Origin of the sequence: Streptomyces kunmingensis (assembly GCF_039533535.1) — a bacterium.
GTDB classification, from domain to species: domain Bacteria; phylum Actinomycetota; class Actinomycetes; order Streptomycetales; family Streptomycetaceae; genus Streptomyces; species Streptomyces kunmingensis.
Genome location: NZ_BAAATS010000027.1, coordinates 112,256 through 130,216, shown reverse-complemented (window position 1 = coordinate 130,216; position 17,961 = coordinate 112,256). Strand labels below are relative to the sequence as shown.

Genomic DNA, 17,961 nt, shown 5'->3' with positions numbered 1-17,961 from the left:
GGTTTGCAGGCGGGGATGGTGCCGTGTCGGCGCAGCACCATCCCCGCTCCCACGCTTTCGGAGACAGGCTCTCAGTCCACCGGGCGGGCGCGCTCCACGATCTCCGCGAGCGCCAGCGTGTGCGGCAGCGTCCCGAACCCCGCGCCCGAATCCCCGCCGAGCCGCGACGCGCAGAAGGCGTCCGCCACCTCGGCCGGCGCGTACCGCACGAGCAGCGAGCCCTGGAGCACCAGCGCGATCCGCTCCACGAGGCGCCGCGCCCGCGCCTCGATACCGTCCAGGTCACCGAGTTCGGTCAGCAGGTCCTTCACGGCGGCGTCCAGGCGGTGATCGGCGCCGCGGGTCGCTGCGACCTCCAGCAGGAAGGCGTTGAACGCCGCCGGCTCGCGCTGCAACGCCCGCAGCACGTCGAGGGCCTGCACATTGCCCGACCCCTCCCAGACCGAGTTCAGCGGCGACTCGCGCAGCAGCCGCGGCATGCCCGAGTCCTCCACGTACCCGTTGCCGCCGAGACACTCCAGGGCCTCGGCCGCGACCGGCGTGCACCGCTTGGTCACCCAGTACTTGGCGGCCGGCACGGCGAGCCGCAGGAACGCCCGCTCCTGCTCGTCGCCGCCCTCCGCCCGGTCGTACGCCGCCGCGAGCCGCAGCGCCAGGGTCGTCGCGGCCTCCGACTCCAGGGCCAGGTCGGCCAGCACGTTCCGCATCAGCGGCTTGTCCAGCAGCCTGCCGCCGAACGCCTCGCGGTACGTGCAGTGGTGGATCGCCTGCGCGACCGCCTGGCGCATCAGCGCGGCCGAGCCGAGCACGCAGTCCAGTCGGGTCGCCGCGACCATGCCGATGATGGTGCGCACCCCGCGCCCCTCGTCCCCGACCCGGCGCGCCCACGTGCCGTCGAACTCGATCTCGCCCGACGCGTTCGACCGGTTCCCCAGCTTGTCCTTGAGCCGCTGGATCGCGAACGGGTTGCGTGCGCCGTCCGCCAGCACACGCGGCACGAGAAAGCAGGTCAGACCCTCGTCGGCCTGCGCGAGCACCAGGAACCCGTCCGACATCGGCGCGGAGCAGAACCACTTGTGCCCGGTGAGCGCGTACGTCCCGTCCTCGGCGAGCGCCGCCGCCCGCGTCGTGTTGGCCCGTACGTCGCTGCCGCCCTGCTTCTCCGTCATCGCCATGCCGAAGAGCGCCCCGGCCTTCTGGGACGCGGGCCGCAGCCCCGGGTCGTAGACGGTGGAGGTGAGCCGCGGCTCCCACTCCGCGGCGAGGTCGGGCCGCGCGCGCAGCGCGGGGACGGCCGCGTGCGTCATGGACAGCGGACACAGATGCCCGGCCTCCACCTGCGACCACACCAGGAACGCGGCCGCGCGCCGCAGATGTCCGGCCGGCCGCGTCCACGCCGCCGTCAGGCCCGCCGAGACGCCCTTGCCGAGCAGACGGTGCCAGGCCGGATGGAAATCGACCTCGTCGACGCGGTGCCCGTAAGGATCGTGGGTGCGCAGTACCGGCGGGTACGCGTTCGCCAGGCGCCCCCACTCGCGTGCCTGGGCGGAACCGGCGGCGCGACCGAGCACCGTCAGTTCCGCCCGGGTCCCGTCCAGAAGGTCCGGGTCCAGATGCCGCTCCAGGCCCTCGGTGAGGACCCGGTCGGCGGCGAAGACGTCGTACCCGACCAGGGGCGGTGGCTGATTGGTCACCGTGTGCGTGCTGCCCGACATGACAGCGAACCTACCGGCGGCGCGGCCCGCCCCGCGACCGCGCCGCCGGCCGTCAACCGGCCAGACGGGCCATCGGGCCCACCCCGCTCCGGACGGCCGCGGTCTCGGGCTCGGTCTCGGGCTCGGCCGACGGCGGCCAGCCCTCCCGGTAGACGGTGTCGAGATAGCGTTCGCCGAGGTCCGGGGCGATCGCCACCGCCGTCATGCCCCGCCGGCCGTGCTCGTCGAGCCACCGCCGGGCGCCGCTGACCACCGTGCCGGTCGAGCCGCCGAACAGGAAGCCCCGGCTCGCCAGGGACCGGCAGGCGCGGACGGTGTCCGTCTCCTCCACGTGCACCACGTCGTCGATGTACGACACGTCGAGCATGGGCGGCGGCACGCTCGTGCCGAGCCCGGGGATGAGCCGGCGGGCGGGCGCCCCGCCGAAGCTCACCGAGCCGACGCTGTCGACGGCGACGATGCGCACCCGGCGCTTCCACTGCCAGAACCACCGGGCGCACCCCATGAGCGTGCCCGTGGTGCCGGCTCCGACGAACAGGACGTCCAGGCGCGGGAAGTGGTCCGCGATGGCCGGCGCCGTGGTGCGGTAGTGCGCCTTCCAGTTGGCCTGGTTGTTGTACTGGTCGAGCCACACGTACCGCTCGTCGGCCGCGCACAGTGCCCGTACGTACGCGCGCCGAGCGCCGAGCAGCCCTTCGTTGCCGGCCGGGTCCTCGATGACGTGCACCCGGGTGCCGAGCGCCTCCATCATCCGGATGGTCGGCTGGTTGCAGCGCACGTCGGTCACGCACAGGAACCGGTGGCCGCGGCTGGCCGCGATGATGCTGAGCGCCACCCCCAGGTTCCCGGACGACGACTCGACGAGCACCGAACCGGGCCGCAGGCGGCCGTCGCGCTCGGCGGCGTCCACCATCTCGCTCGCGGCCTTCAGTTTGATCGAACCGGCGAAGTTGAACCCCTCGCACTTCAAGTACAACGGCAGCCCCAGCGCGGCCCGCAGGTCGACGTAGAGCTGCTCCTCATTGAACCTCGCAGGATCGGAAATGACAGACATGGTTCCCCCCTCTTGTGCCCCCGTGATCCCCCTCGTGCGCCACGAGCGGCCGTCAGCCGTACCGGCTCAGCTCATGGAAAAACCCTTCTACGACGTGGAGTTCGCCGCGTCGGGCGACCTCGTCGTGGACGAACCGGCCGACCGCGAGGTCGAGTACCCCCAGTCCGAACGGTGAGAACACCACCGTGCGGTCCGCGGGCGCCGTGACCCGTCCGGTCAGAACGTCCTCCAACGTGCCGTCGATGAACTCCCGCTTGCCGGTCAGCTGTTCGGCCAGATGCGGTGAGGTGTTCGCCTTGAGACAGTGCTCGACGTCGTCGACGACATTGGCCGATGCCAGCAGGATCTCGGGCGCCAGGTCGCGCAGCGAGAGATGCAGCACCAGCGGGTGGTGCGCGAACCACGACGGATCGTGGACGTGCGGTTCGGCGGCGATCGTCGCGAAGACCAGCAGGTCGCTCGCGCGGATCAGCGCCTCGGCGGAGTCGTGCACCGTGATCCGCCCCTTGGTCCCGGCCCGCTCCAGATACCCGCGGAACCCGGCCGCGCTCTCGGCGGACAGATCGTGCACGCCCGTCTCGTCGAACTCCCAGCCGTTGGCGGCGAGATGCGTGTGGACGTAGCGGGCGATGAGCCCCGTGCCGAAGAAGCCGACACGGGCCGGGCGGGTCCGGGAGCGGCTGAGCCGGTCGGCGGCGAGCACCGCCGAGGACGCCGTGCGGGTGGCGCTGATGACCGAGCTCTCCAGACAGGCGTACGGGTATCCGGTGTCGGGGTCGTTGAGGATCAGGACCGCCGACGCGCGGGGCAGGCCCGAGCCGGTGTTGCCGGGAAAGCTGGAGATCCACTTCAGGCCGTCCACCCGCAGCGGCCCGCCGAGCGAGGCGGGCAGCGCGATGATCCGCGCCGACGGACGGTCCGGGAAGCGCAGGAAGTACGACGGCGGGTTCACGGTGTCCCCCGCACCGTGCAGCCGGTAGACGGCCTCGATCAGCCCGGCGATCTCCACCTCGCGCATGTGCAGGGCCTGCTGCACCTGTGCGCCGGAGATCACCGAGAAGGCCGGTGCGGCGCGGGTCACGCGGCCCTCACCTCGACCGTGGGCGCGCAGTCGGCGAGCCGAACAGGGTCCGCGAGCCCGGCCAGCACTTCGCGCGGTCCGTCGAAGGGCTCCCTGCTGTGCGCGGAGCGGAGGTTGTCGATGAGCAGCAGGTCGCCGGAGCGCCAGGGCTCGCGGACGGTGTGCGCGTCGTACACCTCGTTGATCGTGCGGATGACGTCCTCGCCGATCGGGTCGCCGTTGCCGAACCGGGTGGTGAACGGCAGCCCCTCGGGTCCGTAGACATCGGTGAGGTACTCGCGGACCTCGGGCTCCATCGTCCATTCGCTGAGGAAGGCGATCTGGTTGAACCAGAGGCGCCGGCCGTCGACCGGGTGGTGGACCACGGCGCTGCGGTGCTGGCGGGTGCGCAGCGACCCGTCCGGCTGCCAGTCGAAGTCGATGGCGTGGGCACGGCAGTAGCGGGCCACGGCGGCCTGGTCGTCGGTGCCGAACGCCTCGGCGTACGACGCCCCGATATCGTCGTGGTAGGTCCGCGCGAGGTACCAGCCCTCCTTCTCGAACCGCTCGGTCAGCTCGGCGGGCAGCGCGTCGAGGACGGCCCCCGCGTCGGCGACCCCGGTCGCGCCGCCGGTGGCGGGCGCCTCCAGGCAGGCGAACATCAGCATGCCCGGGAACTCCAGGGCGTAGCTCATCTCGTGGTGCATGCACATCTGCTGGTTGGGCGGCCATTTGGAGGACGAGTACACCCCGTCCGCGTACCTGCGCCGCGGCGCGAACGGCTCGCGGTCGGCCATCAGGGCGGGGGACAGCTGCCGGAAGACGGCCGCCATGGCCGCGGGGTCGGTGAGTGCGAGGCCGCGGACCAGGACGCAGCCCCGGGCGGTGACGGCGGCCCGCAGCGCGCCACGGTACTCGGCCGCCCAGCCCTCCGGGTCACCGCCGTCGGCGGCGCTCAGCAGGGGCGGGCAACCCGGGACGAGTGAGATGTCGTCGGGGAGCGGGGACGGAGTCGGTCGGTGCATCTGGTTTCCCTTCAGTGGCGCTGAGCGGTCGTCCGGTCGAGCAGTCCCGCGAGATCCGCAAGGACCGGATGGTGGGTGACGTCCTTGAGGGCCACGGCCCGGTCCAGGGCGATCACCAGCTTCACGGCGGAGAGCGAGGAGCCGCCGAGGTCGAAGAAGTGGTCACGGCGGCCGATCCGGTCGGCCGGGACGCCGAGCACGTCGGCCCAGGCCTCGGCGAGCCGGCGCTCGGTGTCCGTGCGCGGCAGATCGGTGCCGCCGTCGAGCTGTTCGGCGAGCGCGGTGAGCGCCCGGCGGTCGGTCTTGCCGTTGGCGGTCAGCGGCAGCGCCGCACGCCAGTGCACGACGGCCGGGACCATGTACGCGGGCAGCGACCGGGCCAGCCGCTCCCGCACGATCCCTGCCTCCACCGGCCTGGGGCCGGTACAGAACGCGGCGAGCTGCGCGCCCCGTACGACGATCACCGCGCCGTCGCGGACGCCGTCCACCCGCAGCAGGGCGTTCTCGATCTCGCCGAGCTCGACGCGGAACCCGCGGATCTTCACCTGGCCGTCCCGGCGGCCGAGGAACTCCAGCTTCCCGTCGGGCAGCCAGCGCCCGTGGTCGCCGCTGCGGTACAGGCGCTCACCGGGCCGGTAGGGGTCCTCGCCGAACGCCGCCTTCGTGCGCTCGGGGTCGTTGACGTAGCCGCGGCCGACGCAGACCCCGGAGAAGACGATCTCGCCGGGCGCGCCGAGCGGCACCGGCACCAGGTCCTCGTCGACGACGTAGATCCGTACGTTGGCGACGGGCCGGCCGAGCGGCACCCGGTCGTGCTCCGGCACCCGGTCCATGACCTCGTGGTTGGTGTCGTCGGAGGTCTCGGTCAGGCCGTACGCGTTGACGAGCCGGACCCCGGGCCGCGCCGCGAACCAGCGCCGCACCAGCTCCTTCTTCACCGCCTCGCCGGTCACCGACACACAGCGCAGATCGGGCAGTGCGCGGGGGCGCGCGTCCAGCTCGGCCAGGACGGCCTCCAGATAGGACGGCACCACCTGGAGCACGTTGACCCGCCCGCGCTCGATCGTGTCGACGAACCGCGGCACGTCCAGGATCGCCTCCTGCTCCACGAGGAGCGTCCGCCCTCCCACGAGCAGCGCGGAGAGCAGCTGCCACAGGGAGATGTCGAAGCACTGGGGCGCCGTCTGCGCCACGACGTGGCCGGCATCGATGCCGAGGTCGTCGATCTTGGCGAGTACGTGGTTGAGGAACCCGGCGTGCTCGCACATCGCGCCCTTGGGCTCGCCGGTGGAGCCGGACGTGAAGTAGATGTAGGCGAGCTGGTCCGCGCCGACCGGCACGCCGGGGTCGCTGTCCGCATGCCCGGCGGCACAGGCCGCCGCCACGGAGAAGGTGCCACCGGAGAAGGTGCCCTCCTCGGCGATGACGAGCTCGCAGCCCGCCCGGTCGAGCGTCCGGGCGATGCGCGCGGCGGGGAAGTGCGGCTCGACGGGCAGATACACGCCGCCCGCCTTCAGGACGCCGAGGACGGCGGTGAGCCAGTCCAGGGTCCGCTCGCTCACCACCGCGACGACGCCCTCGGGCCGCAGCCCGTGCGCGAGCAGCTCCCGGCTGACCTGATTGGCGCGGGAGTTGAGCTGCCCGTAGGTCAGCTGCCCGTCCGGCGCCACGGCGGCCACCGTGTCCGGATGTGCGGCGGCGCGCTCCTCGAAGAGCTCGTGCACGCGCCGGTCCGGCAGCTGCCGGTGCGGGCCCGCCAACCCCTGTACCTGATAATCCAGTTCGTCCTTGGAGAGCAGGCTGCGGCGCGCGGGGTCGGCGAGCGCGGCGAGGTGGTAGCCGGCGATCCGCGCCGCGGCCTCCTGGTCGAGGACATCGGTGCGGTAGCGCAGGCGCAGGACGCGGCCCGTGACACTCACGCCGAGCGCGGCCTCGTCCCGCTCGGCGGACAGCTCGGTGAGCACCCGCTCGTGCGCGGCCGACAGCGCGGGCGCGGACGCCAACAGGTCCTTGGGCAGCGGTACTTCGTACGCGGCCGTGCCGGGTCGCGGGGTGCGGGTCCACATCGGGATCGTCGTCATGTCCTTACCTCCCTGTCGCCGGATTGCCGCCCCAGAGCGCGCGTGGCGGCACCTGTTCGCCCTTCATCAGGAAGGAGTCGGGGGCGAGGACCGCGCCGTCGCCGAGCGTGACGCCGTAGTGCACCAGCGCGCCGGTGCCGACGGTGGCGCCCGCGCCGATCGTGATGCGGTCGGACTTGAAGGTGCCGTCCTCCTGGGAGTGGGCCTGCACCTTGGTGTGTGCGGCGAGGGTGGCGTCGTCGCCGATCGTCACCAGCGTCCGCTCGGTGATCGAGGCGCCGTCGTCGAAGACACGGCGGCCGAGGCGGACGCCGAGCAGGTGCCACACGACGTTCTTGAACGGTGTCCCGTTGAACACCGCGAGGTGGTTGTCGGGCGTCTTCCACAGCCGCTCGTGCCACCGGAAGTACGGGTCGTAGATCGAGACGAGCTGCGGGACGAGCGGCCTGAAGCGGCAGATGATCCGCTCCACCAGGATGTAGTAGCCGGTACTGAACGCCAGCATGGCGACGAGCGCGGCCCCGACGGGCAGCCCCCACGCCCTCTCGTACAGGTCGACGGCGGCGAACCCGATGACGGTCAGCGCGAACCAGTGCAGCCAGCGCAGGAACAGGAACAGGCCCATCGTGTGCAGGTTGTGGCGGTTCTTCGCGGCCAGCCCGCGCCGCAGCTCCTCGCCCTCGCGCAGATGGTCGAAGCGGGTGTCGCGCTCCACGGTGCGCGGGATCTCGAAGGGCGGCGAGCCGAGCAGCCCCACGCCCTCGCGGACCGGGCCGTCCAGCGGGATCATCACCTTCGTCGCGAGCAGGCAGTTCTCACCGGTGCGGCCGCCCGCCGGGTAGGCGATGTGGTTGCCCAGGAAGTTGTGCGCCCCGATCGAGGCGCGCGCGACCCGGAACGACGTGGCGGAGTAGTCGGCGTTCACGATCGAGAGTCCGTCGGCGACCATCGTGCCGCTGCCGACCTTGGCCAGGTAGGGCGTCTCGTGCTGCACCTCGGTGCCGAAGTTGGAGCCGGTCTGCTCCACCTGCGAGAGGTCGTAGCCGAGGGCGCGCAGGTAGTGGACGATGTACGAACTGTCGCCGCTCAGCCATTTGAAGAACTTGAGATTGGTCATCCGGGCGATCGTCCGCTGCACCGAGTAGTGCAGGCCGTACAGCGGATAGGTGCGGTCCGGGCGCAGGATCGGCGCCAGCGCGCGCGGCAGGAGGGTCACGGCGGCGAGGCCGATGACGAGGAACGCCAGGAAGCCCGCGATCGACAGGCCGAGTGCCTCGACGTAGAACGCGGGCGAGGCCAGATCGTGGGTGTCGGGCGACAGCAGTGTGTCGATCGAGGGCAGTTCGATCAGCAGCAGCCGGGTTCCGCCGATCGTCAGCGGAACGACCACGAGCAGCGTCTGGAGCACACTGCCCAGCGCGTACAGGGCCCGGCGCGTGGTGGAGCAGTCGGCCGCCGGCACCCGGACGTAGTCGACGTCGGTGCGTTCGGCGGGGGAGCCGTGCCAACGCTGCCCGGCCGGCACCGAGGCGCCGTCGTACAGCGCGGACGCGTGGCCCAGCTGGCTGCCGTCACCCATCGACGTACCGATGTCGAGGACCGTCTTCTCGCCGATGAAGACATCACGGCCGATGGTGACCGGGCCGGTGCGGATGGCGCCGGCGTGGGCCCGGTAGCCGAGGAAGTAGGCCTCCTTGCGGATCACCGTGTCCGCGCCGATCGTCAGCAGATCGGTGCAGACCGGGAGGGAGTGGGAGAGGATCGTGACCCGCGGGCCGATCTTCGCGCCGAGCATCCGCAGGTACAGCACGAAGATCGGATTGCCGGCGAAGAGAGCCATCGGGTTCGCGTGCAGCAGCGACTTCACGAGCCAGAAGCGGACGTAGGCGAGGCTCCACACCGGGAACTCGGTCTCCCGCCAGCGGCCCACCAGCAGCCACTTCGCCGCCACCGGTACCAGGCACGTGCCGAGGAACACGGCACCGCCGAACAGGACCGAGCGCGCGTAGACGTCGGCGACGCCCGCGCCCGCGGAGACCCACGCGACGCCCCGGGCGGTGAGCACCCCGGCGCCCACGCAGTAGAGGGCGAAGGCGAGCAGCTGCAACGCCCCGCACGTGACATAACGGGCGGTACTGCCGGGTGGCGGAGGCGGCTGCGCCTCGGCCTTCTTCACGACCGGCGCCTCGTCGAGGGCGGCGGCCAGACTGCGTATCGTCGGGTGGCCGTAGACATCCTTCATCGACACAGCCGGCAGATCCGCGTTCTTGCGTACCCGCGCGCAGAAGTGAGCCATGACAAGAGAGTTGGCACACAAGTCGTCGAAGAAGTGACTGTCTGGTGGTACATGGTCCACTCGGACGACACCGGCCAGGACTTCCGCGAGAACGCGTTCGGTGCCGTTCGCCACATGAGCTCCTCATGCTGTTACTCGTGTTTCGCGCTATTTCCCGAATGCCGGAACGAGCCGAAATCGAGCGTGGGTTGGATGGGTCGTGAGCGTGAGGAGCAACGCGGATGCAGGGCCACGGTTGATGACCCTGAATGTCCCCCCGGGTTGAGCTTCCCCCCGTGCTGTGCGCCTCCGGTTGGTCGTCCGGTGAGCGCAATGCATACGATCGGGATTCTTTCGGCTCATTCATGAACGCTTCAAGTGCGTTCCGAGCATTGGCGGTTTCCGACAGCTCCCGCCTGACGCGCTCATGTCTGTTTCATGACGGAAGCGGACGGCGTGCCTCGGAACTCACTCAAAAGACAGTGCACTTACCGGTTCCGCTTCCGCTTTCGGCGCCTGCGTTATTCGGCCAACGCGGTCATGACAGAAATCGGAAAGTTATTTTTCAACAGTTCTCTCATGAGTTGCCGCACCATGTCTGTCGCATTGCGCGACCGGACGGGACCGATGGGAGCGCTGAGCCCCGGCCGGCGCCGCCGGGGGCACAGACGCGCAGGCAGGGGCCCCGGGGGATGGGTACACCCGCCGGTGGCGGATACCTTTGGGGGGTGCAGCCAGCAAGTGAATCCCCCCCACCGCCGTCCGGCCGTCTCCACCGGGCCCGCGTTCTCTACGAGAACGTCTCCAAGCGCAGGACCGCCTGGCTGTTGCTCAAGGACACCGTCAACTCGTGCATGGAGTACCGCATCCTGGGCCTCGCGGCCGAGGCGGCGTTCTTCACCCTGTTGTCCGTCCCGCCGTTGCTGCTGTCCATGGTCGGCCTGCTCGCCTACGTCGACTCGTGGACCGGCGCCGACACGATCGCCGGCGTCCGCGACAACATCCTGGAGGCCTCCCGCACGGTCCTGACCGACCAGGGCGTGAAGGAGATCGCAGAACCGATTCTCGACGACGTGATCAAGGGCGGCCGCCCCGACGTCATCTCCATCGGGTTCCTCATCTCGCTGTGGTCCGGCTCGCGGGCCGTGTCGACGTTCGTCGACACGGTGACCGTGATGTACGGCCTGGACGGGGTGCGCGGCATCGTGAAGACCCGGCTGCTCGCGTTCCTGCTCTTCCTCATCGGCCTCGTCGTCGGCTCGGTGGCGCTGCCGCTGATGATCGCGGGACCAGACGCGGTGATCGGCCTCGTCCCCTGGTCGGAGACGCTCGTCCAGATCCTGTACTGGCCCGTGGTCCTCATCCTGTCCGTCGCCTTCCTGACGACGCTCTACCACGTGTCCGTGCCCGTGCGCTCACCGTGGATCGAGGACGTGCCCGGGGCGCTCGTCGCCCTCGCCATGTGGATCCCCGGCAGCTTCCTGCTCCGCCTCTACCTCACCAACACCATCGAGGGGCCCACGATCTACGGCTCCCTCGCGGCGCCCGTCGCGGTGCTGCTCTGGATCGGTGTCTCGGCGTTCGCGGTCCTCGTCGGCGCCGCGATGAACGCCGCGATCGACCGGGTCTGGCCGTCGGTCGCCACCGCCGCGGCCCGCGCCTCCAACGACCGGGTACGGACGGCGGCCGCCGCGCACTACATGGCCCGCGCCGCCGTTCGGCCGGAGCCGGACGCGCAGGACCCCGACCCCGAGGACCCCGACATGCCGTCGGAGTTCCCGGAGCGCTGGTCGAAGTTCCTGCCCCCGGAGGACGTGACGTCCCGCCTGCGCACGCACGTACGCAAGCACGGGGACCTGCCGCACGAGGACGAGGACGAGTAGCGGGTGTGCGGGGCCGGCCCGCAGGGGTACCGCCCGTGACCGGGGAGTACGCGGAGCGGGCGAGCAGGGTGCCCGGCGCTGTGCTCTGGACGCGGACCGCCGCCGCCGGTCCCGCGGGGGCGCATCCCGTGCTGCCCGACGGCTGCATGGACCTGATCTGGAGCGAGGGCAGGCTGTTCGTCGCCGGACCCGACTCGTGCGCCTACACCTCCGAGGCCGGCGCGGGCCGCCGCTACGCGGGCATCCGCTTCGCCCCCGGCGCCGCGCCCGCCTACCTCGGCGTACCGGCACACGAACTGCTCAACTCGCGCGTCGACCTGGCCGACCTCTGGCGGGGCGCCGAGGCCCGCCGCCTCACCGAGCGCCTGGACACGGCCGAGGACCCCGTGGCGGAGCTGGAGCGGACCGCCGTCCGGCTTGCGGCCGCCGCCGAACCACCCGACCCGCTGCTCGCCCAGGTCGTGGCGGACCTGGACGCGGGCCGCACCGTCACCGACACGGCCGCCGCGGCAGGCCTCAACACCCGTCTGCTGCACCGCCGTTCGCTCGCCGCGTTCGGCTACGGTCCCAAGACGCTCGCCCGGGTGCTGCGGCTGCAGCGGGCCCTTGCGCTGGCCCGCGCGGGCATCCCCTTCGCGGAGACGGCCGTCCGGGCCGGCTATGCGGACCAGGCCCATCTGGCGCGCGACGTAAGGGAGTTGACGGGAACCACGCTCGGCCGGCTGGTCTGAGGGTCTCGCCCACGCCGGACGGCGGCGTCACGCGAACAGGTCGACCTGGTTCCCGTCCGGGTCGTGCACGACGGCGTAGCGCTGCCCCCACACCGCGTCCCACGGCTTGCTCTCGCCATGGTGCCCGGCGTCCGTCAGTGCCGCGTACGTGGCGTCGACCCCGGCCGCGTCACCGCAGTGGAAGGCGAGCGCGATCCGGCCCCGGCCGTGGTCCGCGCCGCTGCTGTCCGGGTCGAACATGAGCCGGATGCCGCCGGGCAACCGGGCCTCCACATGCGGGAGTTGATTGGCCCCTTCGGGGAAAGTGAGCCCCAGGAGACGGTAGAACGCGAGCGAGGCGGTGAGATCGGTGGCGCTGATTCCGATGGCGTCCATACGGACGGTGCTGTCAGTCATGACCCCACCGTAGGCACGCGTACGCCGCCCGGTCTTGTACGAAACGGACGGTCCGCGTCTCCTTGTGCGCGCCACCCCGCGGTCGTACACGGGAGTCATGTCCACTGCGACGGCGACCGCCGGGAGCACGGGTCCGGCGAGCCCGGTCACCCTGGAAGCCGACTACGAACCCGTGCTCTCGCGCTGGCTGTGGCTGGTGAAGTGGCTGCTCGCCGGGCTCGTCTGAGACCCCCGGTCAGGCCTCCCGTACCGCCGCCGCGATCCCCGTCACGGCCGCCGGACCCACCCGGCAGCAGCCGCCGACGATCCCGGCTCCGGCCCGCCGCCACCCGGCGACCTGCTCCGCGGTGAACGTGGACCGGCCCCGCCAGGCACGGGCCGCCGCGTCCCACTCCTCGCCGCTGTTCGGGTAGACCACGACGGGCTTGCCGGTCACGCGGGCCGCCGCCTCGACCGCGTACTCCACGTCCTGCGGGGCGCAGCAGTTGACGCCGACCGCGATGACCTCCTCGGCGTCGGCGGCCAGGGCGAACGCCTCCTCCAGCGGCTGTCCGGCCCGCGTCCGCTCCCCGGCGGCGCTGAACGACAGCCAGGCCGGCACCCCGAGCCCGCGGACCGCCCGCAGCAGCGCCCGCGCCTCGTCGGCGTCCGGCACGGTCTCCAGGGCGAGGACATCGGGCCCGGCCGCGGCCAGCGCCTCGATCCGCGGCCGGTGGAAACGTTCGAGCTCCGCCACGCTCAGCCCGTACCGCCCCCGGTACTCGGAACCGTCCGCGAGCATCGCCCCGTACGGCCCGACCGACGCGGCCACCCACAGCGGCCGCCCGGCATCCGCCCGCCGGGCCGCTTCCCGCCCCAGCTCCACGCTCAGGGACAGCAGTTCCGCTGTCCTCTCCCGGCTGAAGCCCTTCTTTCCGAACCCCTCGAACGTCGCCTGGTAGCTGGCGGTGATGGCGATGTCCGCACCGGCCTCGAAGTAGGCGAGGTGCGCCGCGGTCACGGCCTCCGGCTCCTCGGCCAGCAGCCGCGCCGACCACAGCTCGTCCCGCAGATCGTGCCCGGCGGACTCGAGCTGGTTGGACATCCCGCCGTCGAGGACGAGGGTGCGGCGGCTCAGGGCGTCGGTGAGGGTCATGAAAGGACGCTAACCGACCGGCCACGGCCATTCCCGTCCGACCCGTTGACCTCCTCGTACCACCCCTCTACCTTCTCCGTGTTCGTCATCACGATGAGTGTTCGAAACTCCGGACGACGCGCGGTTCCTACCCCTCCGAGGAGAGTGGCTGACATGCGAGGCGCGAGACGTACGTACGCGATGCTGCTGGCCCTGTGCTGCGCCCTGGCCGCGGCGTTCCTGACCGCCGCGCCGGCTCAGGCGGCGCCGCAGACCGTCGCCAACGGCACGCAGTTCACAGCGAGTTCGGGCGGCCCGGTGCACGCGCACGGCGGAGGTGTCATCAAGGTCGGCGCGTACTACTACTGGTTCGGCGAACACCGGGGCGACGACAACACCTTCCGCTACGTCGACGCGTACCGCTCCACCGACCTGAAGAACTGGGAGTTCAGGAACCACGTCCTGACCCAGTCCGGAGCCGGTGAACTCGCCACGGCCAACATCGAGCGCCCCAAGGTCATGTACAACGCCGCCACCGGCAAGTACGTCATGTGGATGCACAAGGAGAGCGCCACCGACTACAGCCAGGCGCGGGCCGCCGTCGCCGTCTCCGACACCGTGGACGGCACCTACACCTACCAGGGCAGCTTCCGGCCGCTCGGAACACACATGTCCCGCGACATCACCGTGTTCACGGACACCGACGGCACCGGCTACATGGTCTCCGCCGCCAACGAGAACTACGACCTGCACCTCTACCGGCTCACCGCCGACTACACCGGCATCGCGAGCCTGGTCGCCAACCCGTGGCCCGGCGGCCACCGCGAGGCCCCGGCCCTCTTCAAGCGAGGCGGCGTCTACTTCATGCTGACGTCCGGCGCCACCGGCTGGGGCCCCAACCAGCAGCAGTACGCCACCGCCACCTCGCCTGCCGGACCCTGGACCGCGATGAAGAACGTCGGCGACTCCACGGCGTACGGCTCACAGACCGCGTACGTCCTCCCCGTCCAGGGAAGCGCGGGCACCTCGTACCTCTATATGGGGGACCGCTGGGGCAACTCCTTCGGCGGCACCGTCAACGACTCCCGCTACGTGTGGCTGCCGCTCACCTTCCCCAGCACCACCACGATGAGCATGAGCTGGACCCCGGAGATCACCGTCGACACGGCCGCCGGCACGATCGGCGCCACCGGCGCGACCTACGAGACGCTGACCGCCCGGCACAGCGCCAAGTGCGTCGACGTGCCGGACCAGTCGCTCCGCACGGGCGTCGCCGTCACGCAGTACACCTGCAACGGCGGCGGCAACCAGAAGTTCTGGTTCAAGTCCGTCGGCGGCGGCTACTACGCGCTCGTCGGGCGGGGCAGCTCGCTGTGCCTGACGGAGAACGCCGCGAACGTGACCCAGGAGAACTGCTCGGGCGCCACCACCCAGCAGTGGAGCGCCACCACCTCCGGCGGCTACACGACCCTCAGGGCCCGCGCCACCGGGGAGTGCCTCGACGTGAACGGGGCGTCCACCGCCAACTCCGCCGCCGTCATCACCTACACCTGCAACGGCGCGACCAACCAGCAGTGGCAGCGCGCCGGTTGACCCTCGGCGCGCCCGGCGGTCGTGTTCAAAGACAGGCTCTCAGGGCTTGAGCGCGACCGCCCCGTAGATGTTGATGTCCTCGTCCCGTACGCCACCGATGCCGCGCAGAGCCGCCCGGTCCAGGGCGTCGAGGTCCGCCAGGTCCTCCGGCTCCACGGGCGTCTCGTGCCAGGTCCCGTCGGGTCGCCACGTGTGGACCGGCACGACACCCGGGTCGGCGAGCTCCAGGCCGTTGTCCGTGAAGAACCGCAGGAACTCGGCGCGGGAGCGCAGCGTGAACGGCAGGCCCGTCGCCTTCAGGCCCGGCACGATCGTCTCCGGGTTGAGGTCGGCGGTGAGATGGCTGAGGAAGACGGCGCTGCCGGACGGCAGGGCGTCGACCAGCGCGGCCAGGATGTCCCCGGCCGCCGGGTCCTCCACGAAGTGCAGGATCGCCCCGAGGCCCAGCCCCACCGGCCGGTCCGGGTCGAGGGTGGCGCGGGCGCCCGCCAGGATCGTGTCGGGTGCGCGCAGATCCGCGTCGAGGTACGCGGTGCGCCCCTGCGGGCCGCTGGCCAGCAGGGCGCGCGCGTGCGCCAGGACCACCGGGTCGTGGTCGACGTAGACGACCCGGGTCGTGGGCGCGACGGACTGCGCGATCTCGTGCACGTTCGGCTGGGTGGGCAGGCCCGTGCCGATGTCGAGGAACTGGCGCAGGCCCACGTCCCGCGTCAGGTGCAGCACCGCGCGCCGCATGAAGTCCCGGTTGTGCCGTACGTCGAGGTAGCCGCGCGGGTTGAGCCGCAGGGAGCCCTCGGCCGCGGCCCGGTCGACGGGGTAGTGGTTCTTGCCGCCGAGCAGCGCGTCGTAGACCCGGGCCGGATGCGGCCGCGAGGTGTCGATGCGCTCGCGGATCTCTCGGTCGGTCACGGGGACCCCCTGTCGTGTCGGCGCCGTCCGCGCGGGGTGCGCGGGGCACAAGGTATCCCGGTGACCTGTGATCTCAACTCCCGCCCCGCGTCGGCGTGTTGCCCGCAAGAGGGAACCCCCGCCGCTACGGGCGGACGGTGAACACCAGCTTGCCCGTGACGCGGCCCGTCTCGCCCTCCGCGTGGGCCTTGGCCGCCTCGGCGAGGGAGTACGTACCGGAGACGTGCGCCCGCAGTTGCCCCGACGCGGCGAGCGCCGCGACCCCCGCCATGCCCGCCTGGTCGTGCTCGACCAGCATGAACCGGGCCCGCACCCCCAGCTCCCGCGCCCGGCCCGGCACCACGTCCCACTTCTCGGGCAGGATCGACACCAGGATGCCGCCGGGCTTCAGCACCTCGAGCGAGCGCAGGCAGTTGTCGCCGCCCAGGGAGTCGAGCACCACGTCGATGTCCTGCGTCTCGGCCACGAAGTCGGCCGTGCGGTAGTCGATGACCTCGTCGGCGCCCAGACCGCGGACGAAGTCGTGCTTGGCGGCGCTGGCCGTGCCGATGACGTACGCGCCGCGTGCCTTCGCGATCTGCACCGCGAGATGCCCGACGCCACCGGCCGCGGAGTGCACCAACACCCGCTGACCGGGCGCCACTTGGGCGTTGTCGACGAGGGCCTGCCAGGCGGTCAGGGCCGCGAGCGGCAGCGCGCCCGCCTCCACATGGTCGAGGGCGGCGGGCTTGGGCACGAAGGCGCGGGCCGGCCCTGCCACGTACTCGGCGTGCGAACCGGCGCCGTACGGATACGGCAGCATGCCGAAGACCTCGTCGCCGGGGACGAACAGGGAGACGCCGAGGCCGACCGCCTCGACGACCCCGGACACGTCCCAGCCGAGGGTGAACGGCGGCTCGCCGAGAAAGAGGCCGGACTCGCGGTGCTTCCAGTCGGTCGGATTGAGCCCGGCCGCGTGGACGGCGACGAGGATCTGGCCGATGCCCGGCTCCGGGCGGGCGACCTCGGCCTCGTACAGGACGCCGGGGTCGCCGAGGGTGTCCTGGGTCAGGGCGTTCATCGTGTTCTTGGTCATGCGATCAGCCTGCCCCGCCCCGCTGACCTGGGCAATGGCAAGATTGCCAGCTACCGATAACATCATGCCATGGGCTTCCACGATCCCCGGGCCGGCCGGCCCCACCGCGTCGTCACTCTCGCGCTCGACGGCGTCTACCCCTTCGAGCTCGGCATCCCGAACCGGGTCTTCCCGCTGGTGCCGGGTGCCTACGAGGTGCTCACCTGCGCGGCGACGGACGAGCGCACGGTGGCGACCGACGCCGACTTCACGATCACCGTCGGGCACGGGCCCGAGGCGCTGGAGAGCGCCGACACGGTGGTGATCCCGCCCTACGACCTGCGGCGCATCTCGCCGGAGCTGCCCGACGAGGTGCGCGCCGCGCTGGCCCGGATCCGCCCGGGGGCCCGCCTGGTCTCCATCTGCACCGGCGCGTTCACGCTGGCCGCGGCCGGTCTCCTGGACGGGCGGCCCGCGACGACGCACTGGGCCCTGGCCGACGCGTTCCGCCGGATGTTCCCGGCGGTCGACCTGGACCCGGACGTCCTGTTCATCGACGACGGCACCGTACTGACCTCGGCGGGCGCCGCGTCCGGCGTCGACGCGTGCCTGCACGTGGTGCGCTCCGACCACGGCAGCGCGGTCGCCAACCGGGTGGCCCGCCACTGTGTCGTGCCGCCGTGGCGCGACGGCGGGCAGGCCCAGTACATCGAGCAGCCGATGCCCGAGGAGGGCACCGCCGGTACGGCCGCCACCCGCGCCTGGGCCCTGGAACACCTGGACCGGCCGCTCGCCCTGCGGGAGCTGGCGGACCACGCCCGGATGAGTCAGCGCACCTTCGCCCGCCGCTTCCAGGAGGAGACCGGCACGAGCCCGGGCCGCTGGCTGATCCAGCAGCGCGTGCACCGGGCCCGGCACCTCCTGGAGTCCACCGATCTGCCGGTGGACCGGATCGCGGCGGAGGTCGGATTCGCCACGGGCACGTCGCTGCGCCAGCACCTCCAGGCGGCGATAGGAGTGTCGCCGCGGGCGTACCGGCGGACGTTCCGAAGCCTCGGCGCAGGTGTCTGA

The 17,961-nt window shown here is 71.8% G+C and carries 15 protein-coding genes; 5 read left to right on the top strand and 10 right to left on the bottom strand.

Going from position 1 to position 17,961, the window contains the following annotated elements:
- Positions 1-71: 71 nt before the first annotated feature.
- Genes ABD366_RS28905 through ABD366_RS28880 form a run of 6 tightly spaced genes read right to left on the bottom strand, consistent with a single transcriptional unit; the run spans position 72 to position 9,345 of the window.
- Complete coding sequence (locus ABD366_RS28905; protein ID WP_324769751.1) at positions 72-1,715, bottom strand: acyl-CoA dehydrogenase family protein; 1,644 nt, start codon at positions 1,713-1,715, stop codon at positions 72-74.
- Positions 1,716-1,767: 52 nt separating this feature from the next.
- Positions 1,768-2,769 carry a 2,3-diaminopropionate biosynthesis protein SbnA gene (sbnA, locus tag ABD366_RS28900; RefSeq protein ID WP_324769749.1) on the bottom strand — a complete coding sequence of 334 codons (1,002 nt, stop codon included), beginning with the start codon at positions 2,767-2,769 and terminating at the stop codon, positions 1,768-1,770.
- A 52-nt stretch (positions 2,770-2,821) separates the two neighbouring features.
- Positions 2,822-3,850, bottom strand: a complete 1,029-nt coding sequence (gene sbnB, locus ABD366_RS28895) for a 2,3-diaminopropionate biosynthesis protein SbnB (RefSeq protein ID WP_324769747.1) — start codon at positions 3,848-3,850, stop codon at positions 2,822-2,824.
- Positions 3,847-4,854 (bottom strand): TauD/TfdA family dioxygenase, encoded by a 1,008-nt coding sequence (locus ABD366_RS28890; protein WP_324769746.1) that lies wholly within the window; start codon positions 4,852-4,854, stop codon positions 3,847-3,849. Before ABD366_RS28890 ends, sbnB begins: the two co-directional genes overlap by 4 nt.
- Positions 4,855-4,865: 11 nt before the next feature.
- Positions 4,866-6,935: a non-ribosomal peptide synthetase gene (locus ABD366_RS28885; RefSeq protein ID WP_324769745.1), complete on the bottom strand. Its 2,070-nt coding sequence runs from the start codon at positions 6,933-6,935 to the stop codon at positions 4,866-4,868.
- Between the two features lie 4 nt (positions 6,936-6,939).
- Positions 6,940-9,345, bottom strand: a complete 2,406-nt coding sequence (locus ABD366_RS28880; RefSeq protein WP_324769743.1) for a Pls/PosA family non-ribosomal peptide synthetase — start codon at positions 9,343-9,345, stop codon at positions 6,940-6,942.
- Positions 9,346-9,938: 593 nt separating this feature from the next.
- Here ABD366_RS28880 and ABD366_RS28875 point away from each other — a divergent pair.
- Positions 9,939-11,093: a YihY/virulence factor BrkB family protein gene (locus ABD366_RS28875; protein WP_324769741.1), complete on the top strand. Its 1,155-nt coding sequence runs from the start codon at positions 9,939-9,941 to the stop codon at positions 11,091-11,093.
- A 35-nt stretch (positions 11,094-11,128) separates the two neighbouring features.
- Positions 11,129-11,824 (top strand): helix-turn-helix transcriptional regulator, encoded by a 696-nt coding sequence (locus ABD366_RS28870; protein ID WP_324769740.1) that lies wholly within the window; start codon positions 11,129-11,131, stop codon positions 11,822-11,824.
- A 27-nt stretch (positions 11,825-11,851) separates the two neighbouring features.
- Here ABD366_RS28870 and ABD366_RS28865 read toward each other — a convergent pair whose 3' ends face one another.
- Positions 11,852-12,220, bottom strand: coding sequence for a VOC family protein (locus ABD366_RS28865; RefSeq protein ID WP_324769739.1), 369 nt, complete (start codon positions 12,218-12,220; stop codon positions 11,852-11,854).
- Positions 12,221-12,317: 97 nt separating this feature from the next.
- Between ABD366_RS28865 and ABD366_RS28860 the strand changes: the two genes are divergently transcribed.
- Entirely contained in the window at positions 12,318-12,446 is a 129-nt protein-coding gene (locus ABD366_RS28860) for a hypothetical protein (RefSeq protein ID WP_324769738.1), read from the top strand.
- A gap of 9 nt (positions 12,447-12,455) precedes the next feature.
- Here ABD366_RS28860 and mmuM read toward each other — a convergent pair whose 3' ends face one another.
- On the bottom strand, positions 12,456-13,355 hold the full coding sequence (gene mmuM / locus ABD366_RS28855) for a homocysteine S-methyltransferase (RefSeq protein WP_324769737.1): 900 nt from the start codon (positions 13,353-13,355) through the stop codon (positions 12,456-12,458).
- Between the two features lie 153 nt (positions 13,356-13,508).
- On the opposite strand from mmuM, the gene ABD366_RS28850 reads away from it, so the two are divergent.
- The gene (locus ABD366_RS28850; RefSeq protein WP_324769736.1) at positions 13,509-14,927 is read left to right on the top strand and encodes an RICIN domain-containing protein; all 1,419 of its coding nucleotides are present in this window, start codon (positions 13,509-13,511) and stop codon (positions 14,925-14,927) included.
- 39 nt (positions 14,928-14,966) lie between these two features.
- Here the strand turns inward: ABD366_RS28850 and ABD366_RS28845 are convergent, their stop codons facing one another.
- Both ABD366_RS28845 and ABD366_RS28840 read right to left on the bottom strand, forming a co-directional pair.
- Positions 14,967-15,836: an SAM-dependent methyltransferase gene (locus ABD366_RS28845; protein ID WP_324769734.1), complete on the bottom strand. Its 870-nt coding sequence runs from the start codon at positions 15,834-15,836 to the stop codon at positions 14,967-14,969.
- A 124-nt stretch (positions 15,837-15,960) separates the two neighbouring features.
- Complete coding sequence (locus ABD366_RS28840) at positions 15,961-16,911, bottom strand: NADP-dependent oxidoreductase (protein WP_324769733.1); 951 nt, start codon at positions 16,909-16,911, stop codon at positions 15,961-15,963.
- Between the two features lie 69 nt (positions 16,912-16,980).
- Between ABD366_RS28840 and ABD366_RS28835 the strand changes: the two genes are divergently transcribed.
- Positions 16,981-17,961 carry a GlxA family transcriptional regulator gene (locus ABD366_RS28835; RefSeq protein WP_324769732.1) on the top strand — a complete coding sequence of 327 codons (981 nt, stop codon included), beginning with the start codon at positions 16,981-16,983 and terminating at the stop codon, positions 17,959-17,961.

Bases quoted from the DNA above. Each gene is read 5' to 3' on its own strand.
- ABD366_RS28905 (WP_324769751.1), bottom strand. From the start codon at position 1,715: ATGTCGGGCAGCACGCACACGGTGACCAATCAGCCACCGCCCCTGGTC.
- sbnA (WP_324769749.1), bottom strand. From the start codon at position 2,769: ATGTCTGTCATTTCCGATCCTGCGAGGTTCAATGAGGAGCAGCTCTAC.
- ABD366_RS28890 (WP_324769746.1), bottom strand. From the start codon at position 4,854: ATGCACCGACCGACTCCGTCCCCGCTCCCCGACGACATCTCACTCGTC.
- ABD366_RS28885 (WP_324769745.1), bottom strand. From the start codon at position 6,935: ATGACGACGATCCCGATGTGGACCCGCACCCCGCGACCCGGCACGGCC.
- ABD366_RS28865 (WP_324769739.1), bottom strand. From the start codon at position 12,220: ATGACTGACAGCACCGTCCGTATGGACGCCATCGGAATCAGCGCCACC.
- ABD366_RS28860 (WP_324769738.1), top strand. From the start codon at position 12,318: ATGTCCACTGCGACGGCGACCGCCGGGAGCACGGGTCCGGCGAGCCCG.
- mmuM (WP_324769737.1), bottom strand. From the start codon at position 13,355: ATGACCCTCACCGACGCCCTGAGCCGCCGCACCCTCGTCCTCGACGGC.
- ABD366_RS28850 (WP_324769736.1), top strand. From the start codon at position 13,509: ATGCGAGGCGCGAGACGTACGTACGCGATGCTGCTGGCCCTGTGCTGC.
- ABD366_RS28840 (WP_324769733.1), bottom strand. From the start codon at position 16,911: ATGACCAAGAACACGATGAACGCCCTGACCCAGGACACCCTCGGCGAC.
- ABD366_RS28835 (WP_324769732.1), top strand. From the start codon at position 16,981: ATGGGCTTCCACGATCCCCGGGCCGGCCGGCCCCACCGCGTCGTCACT.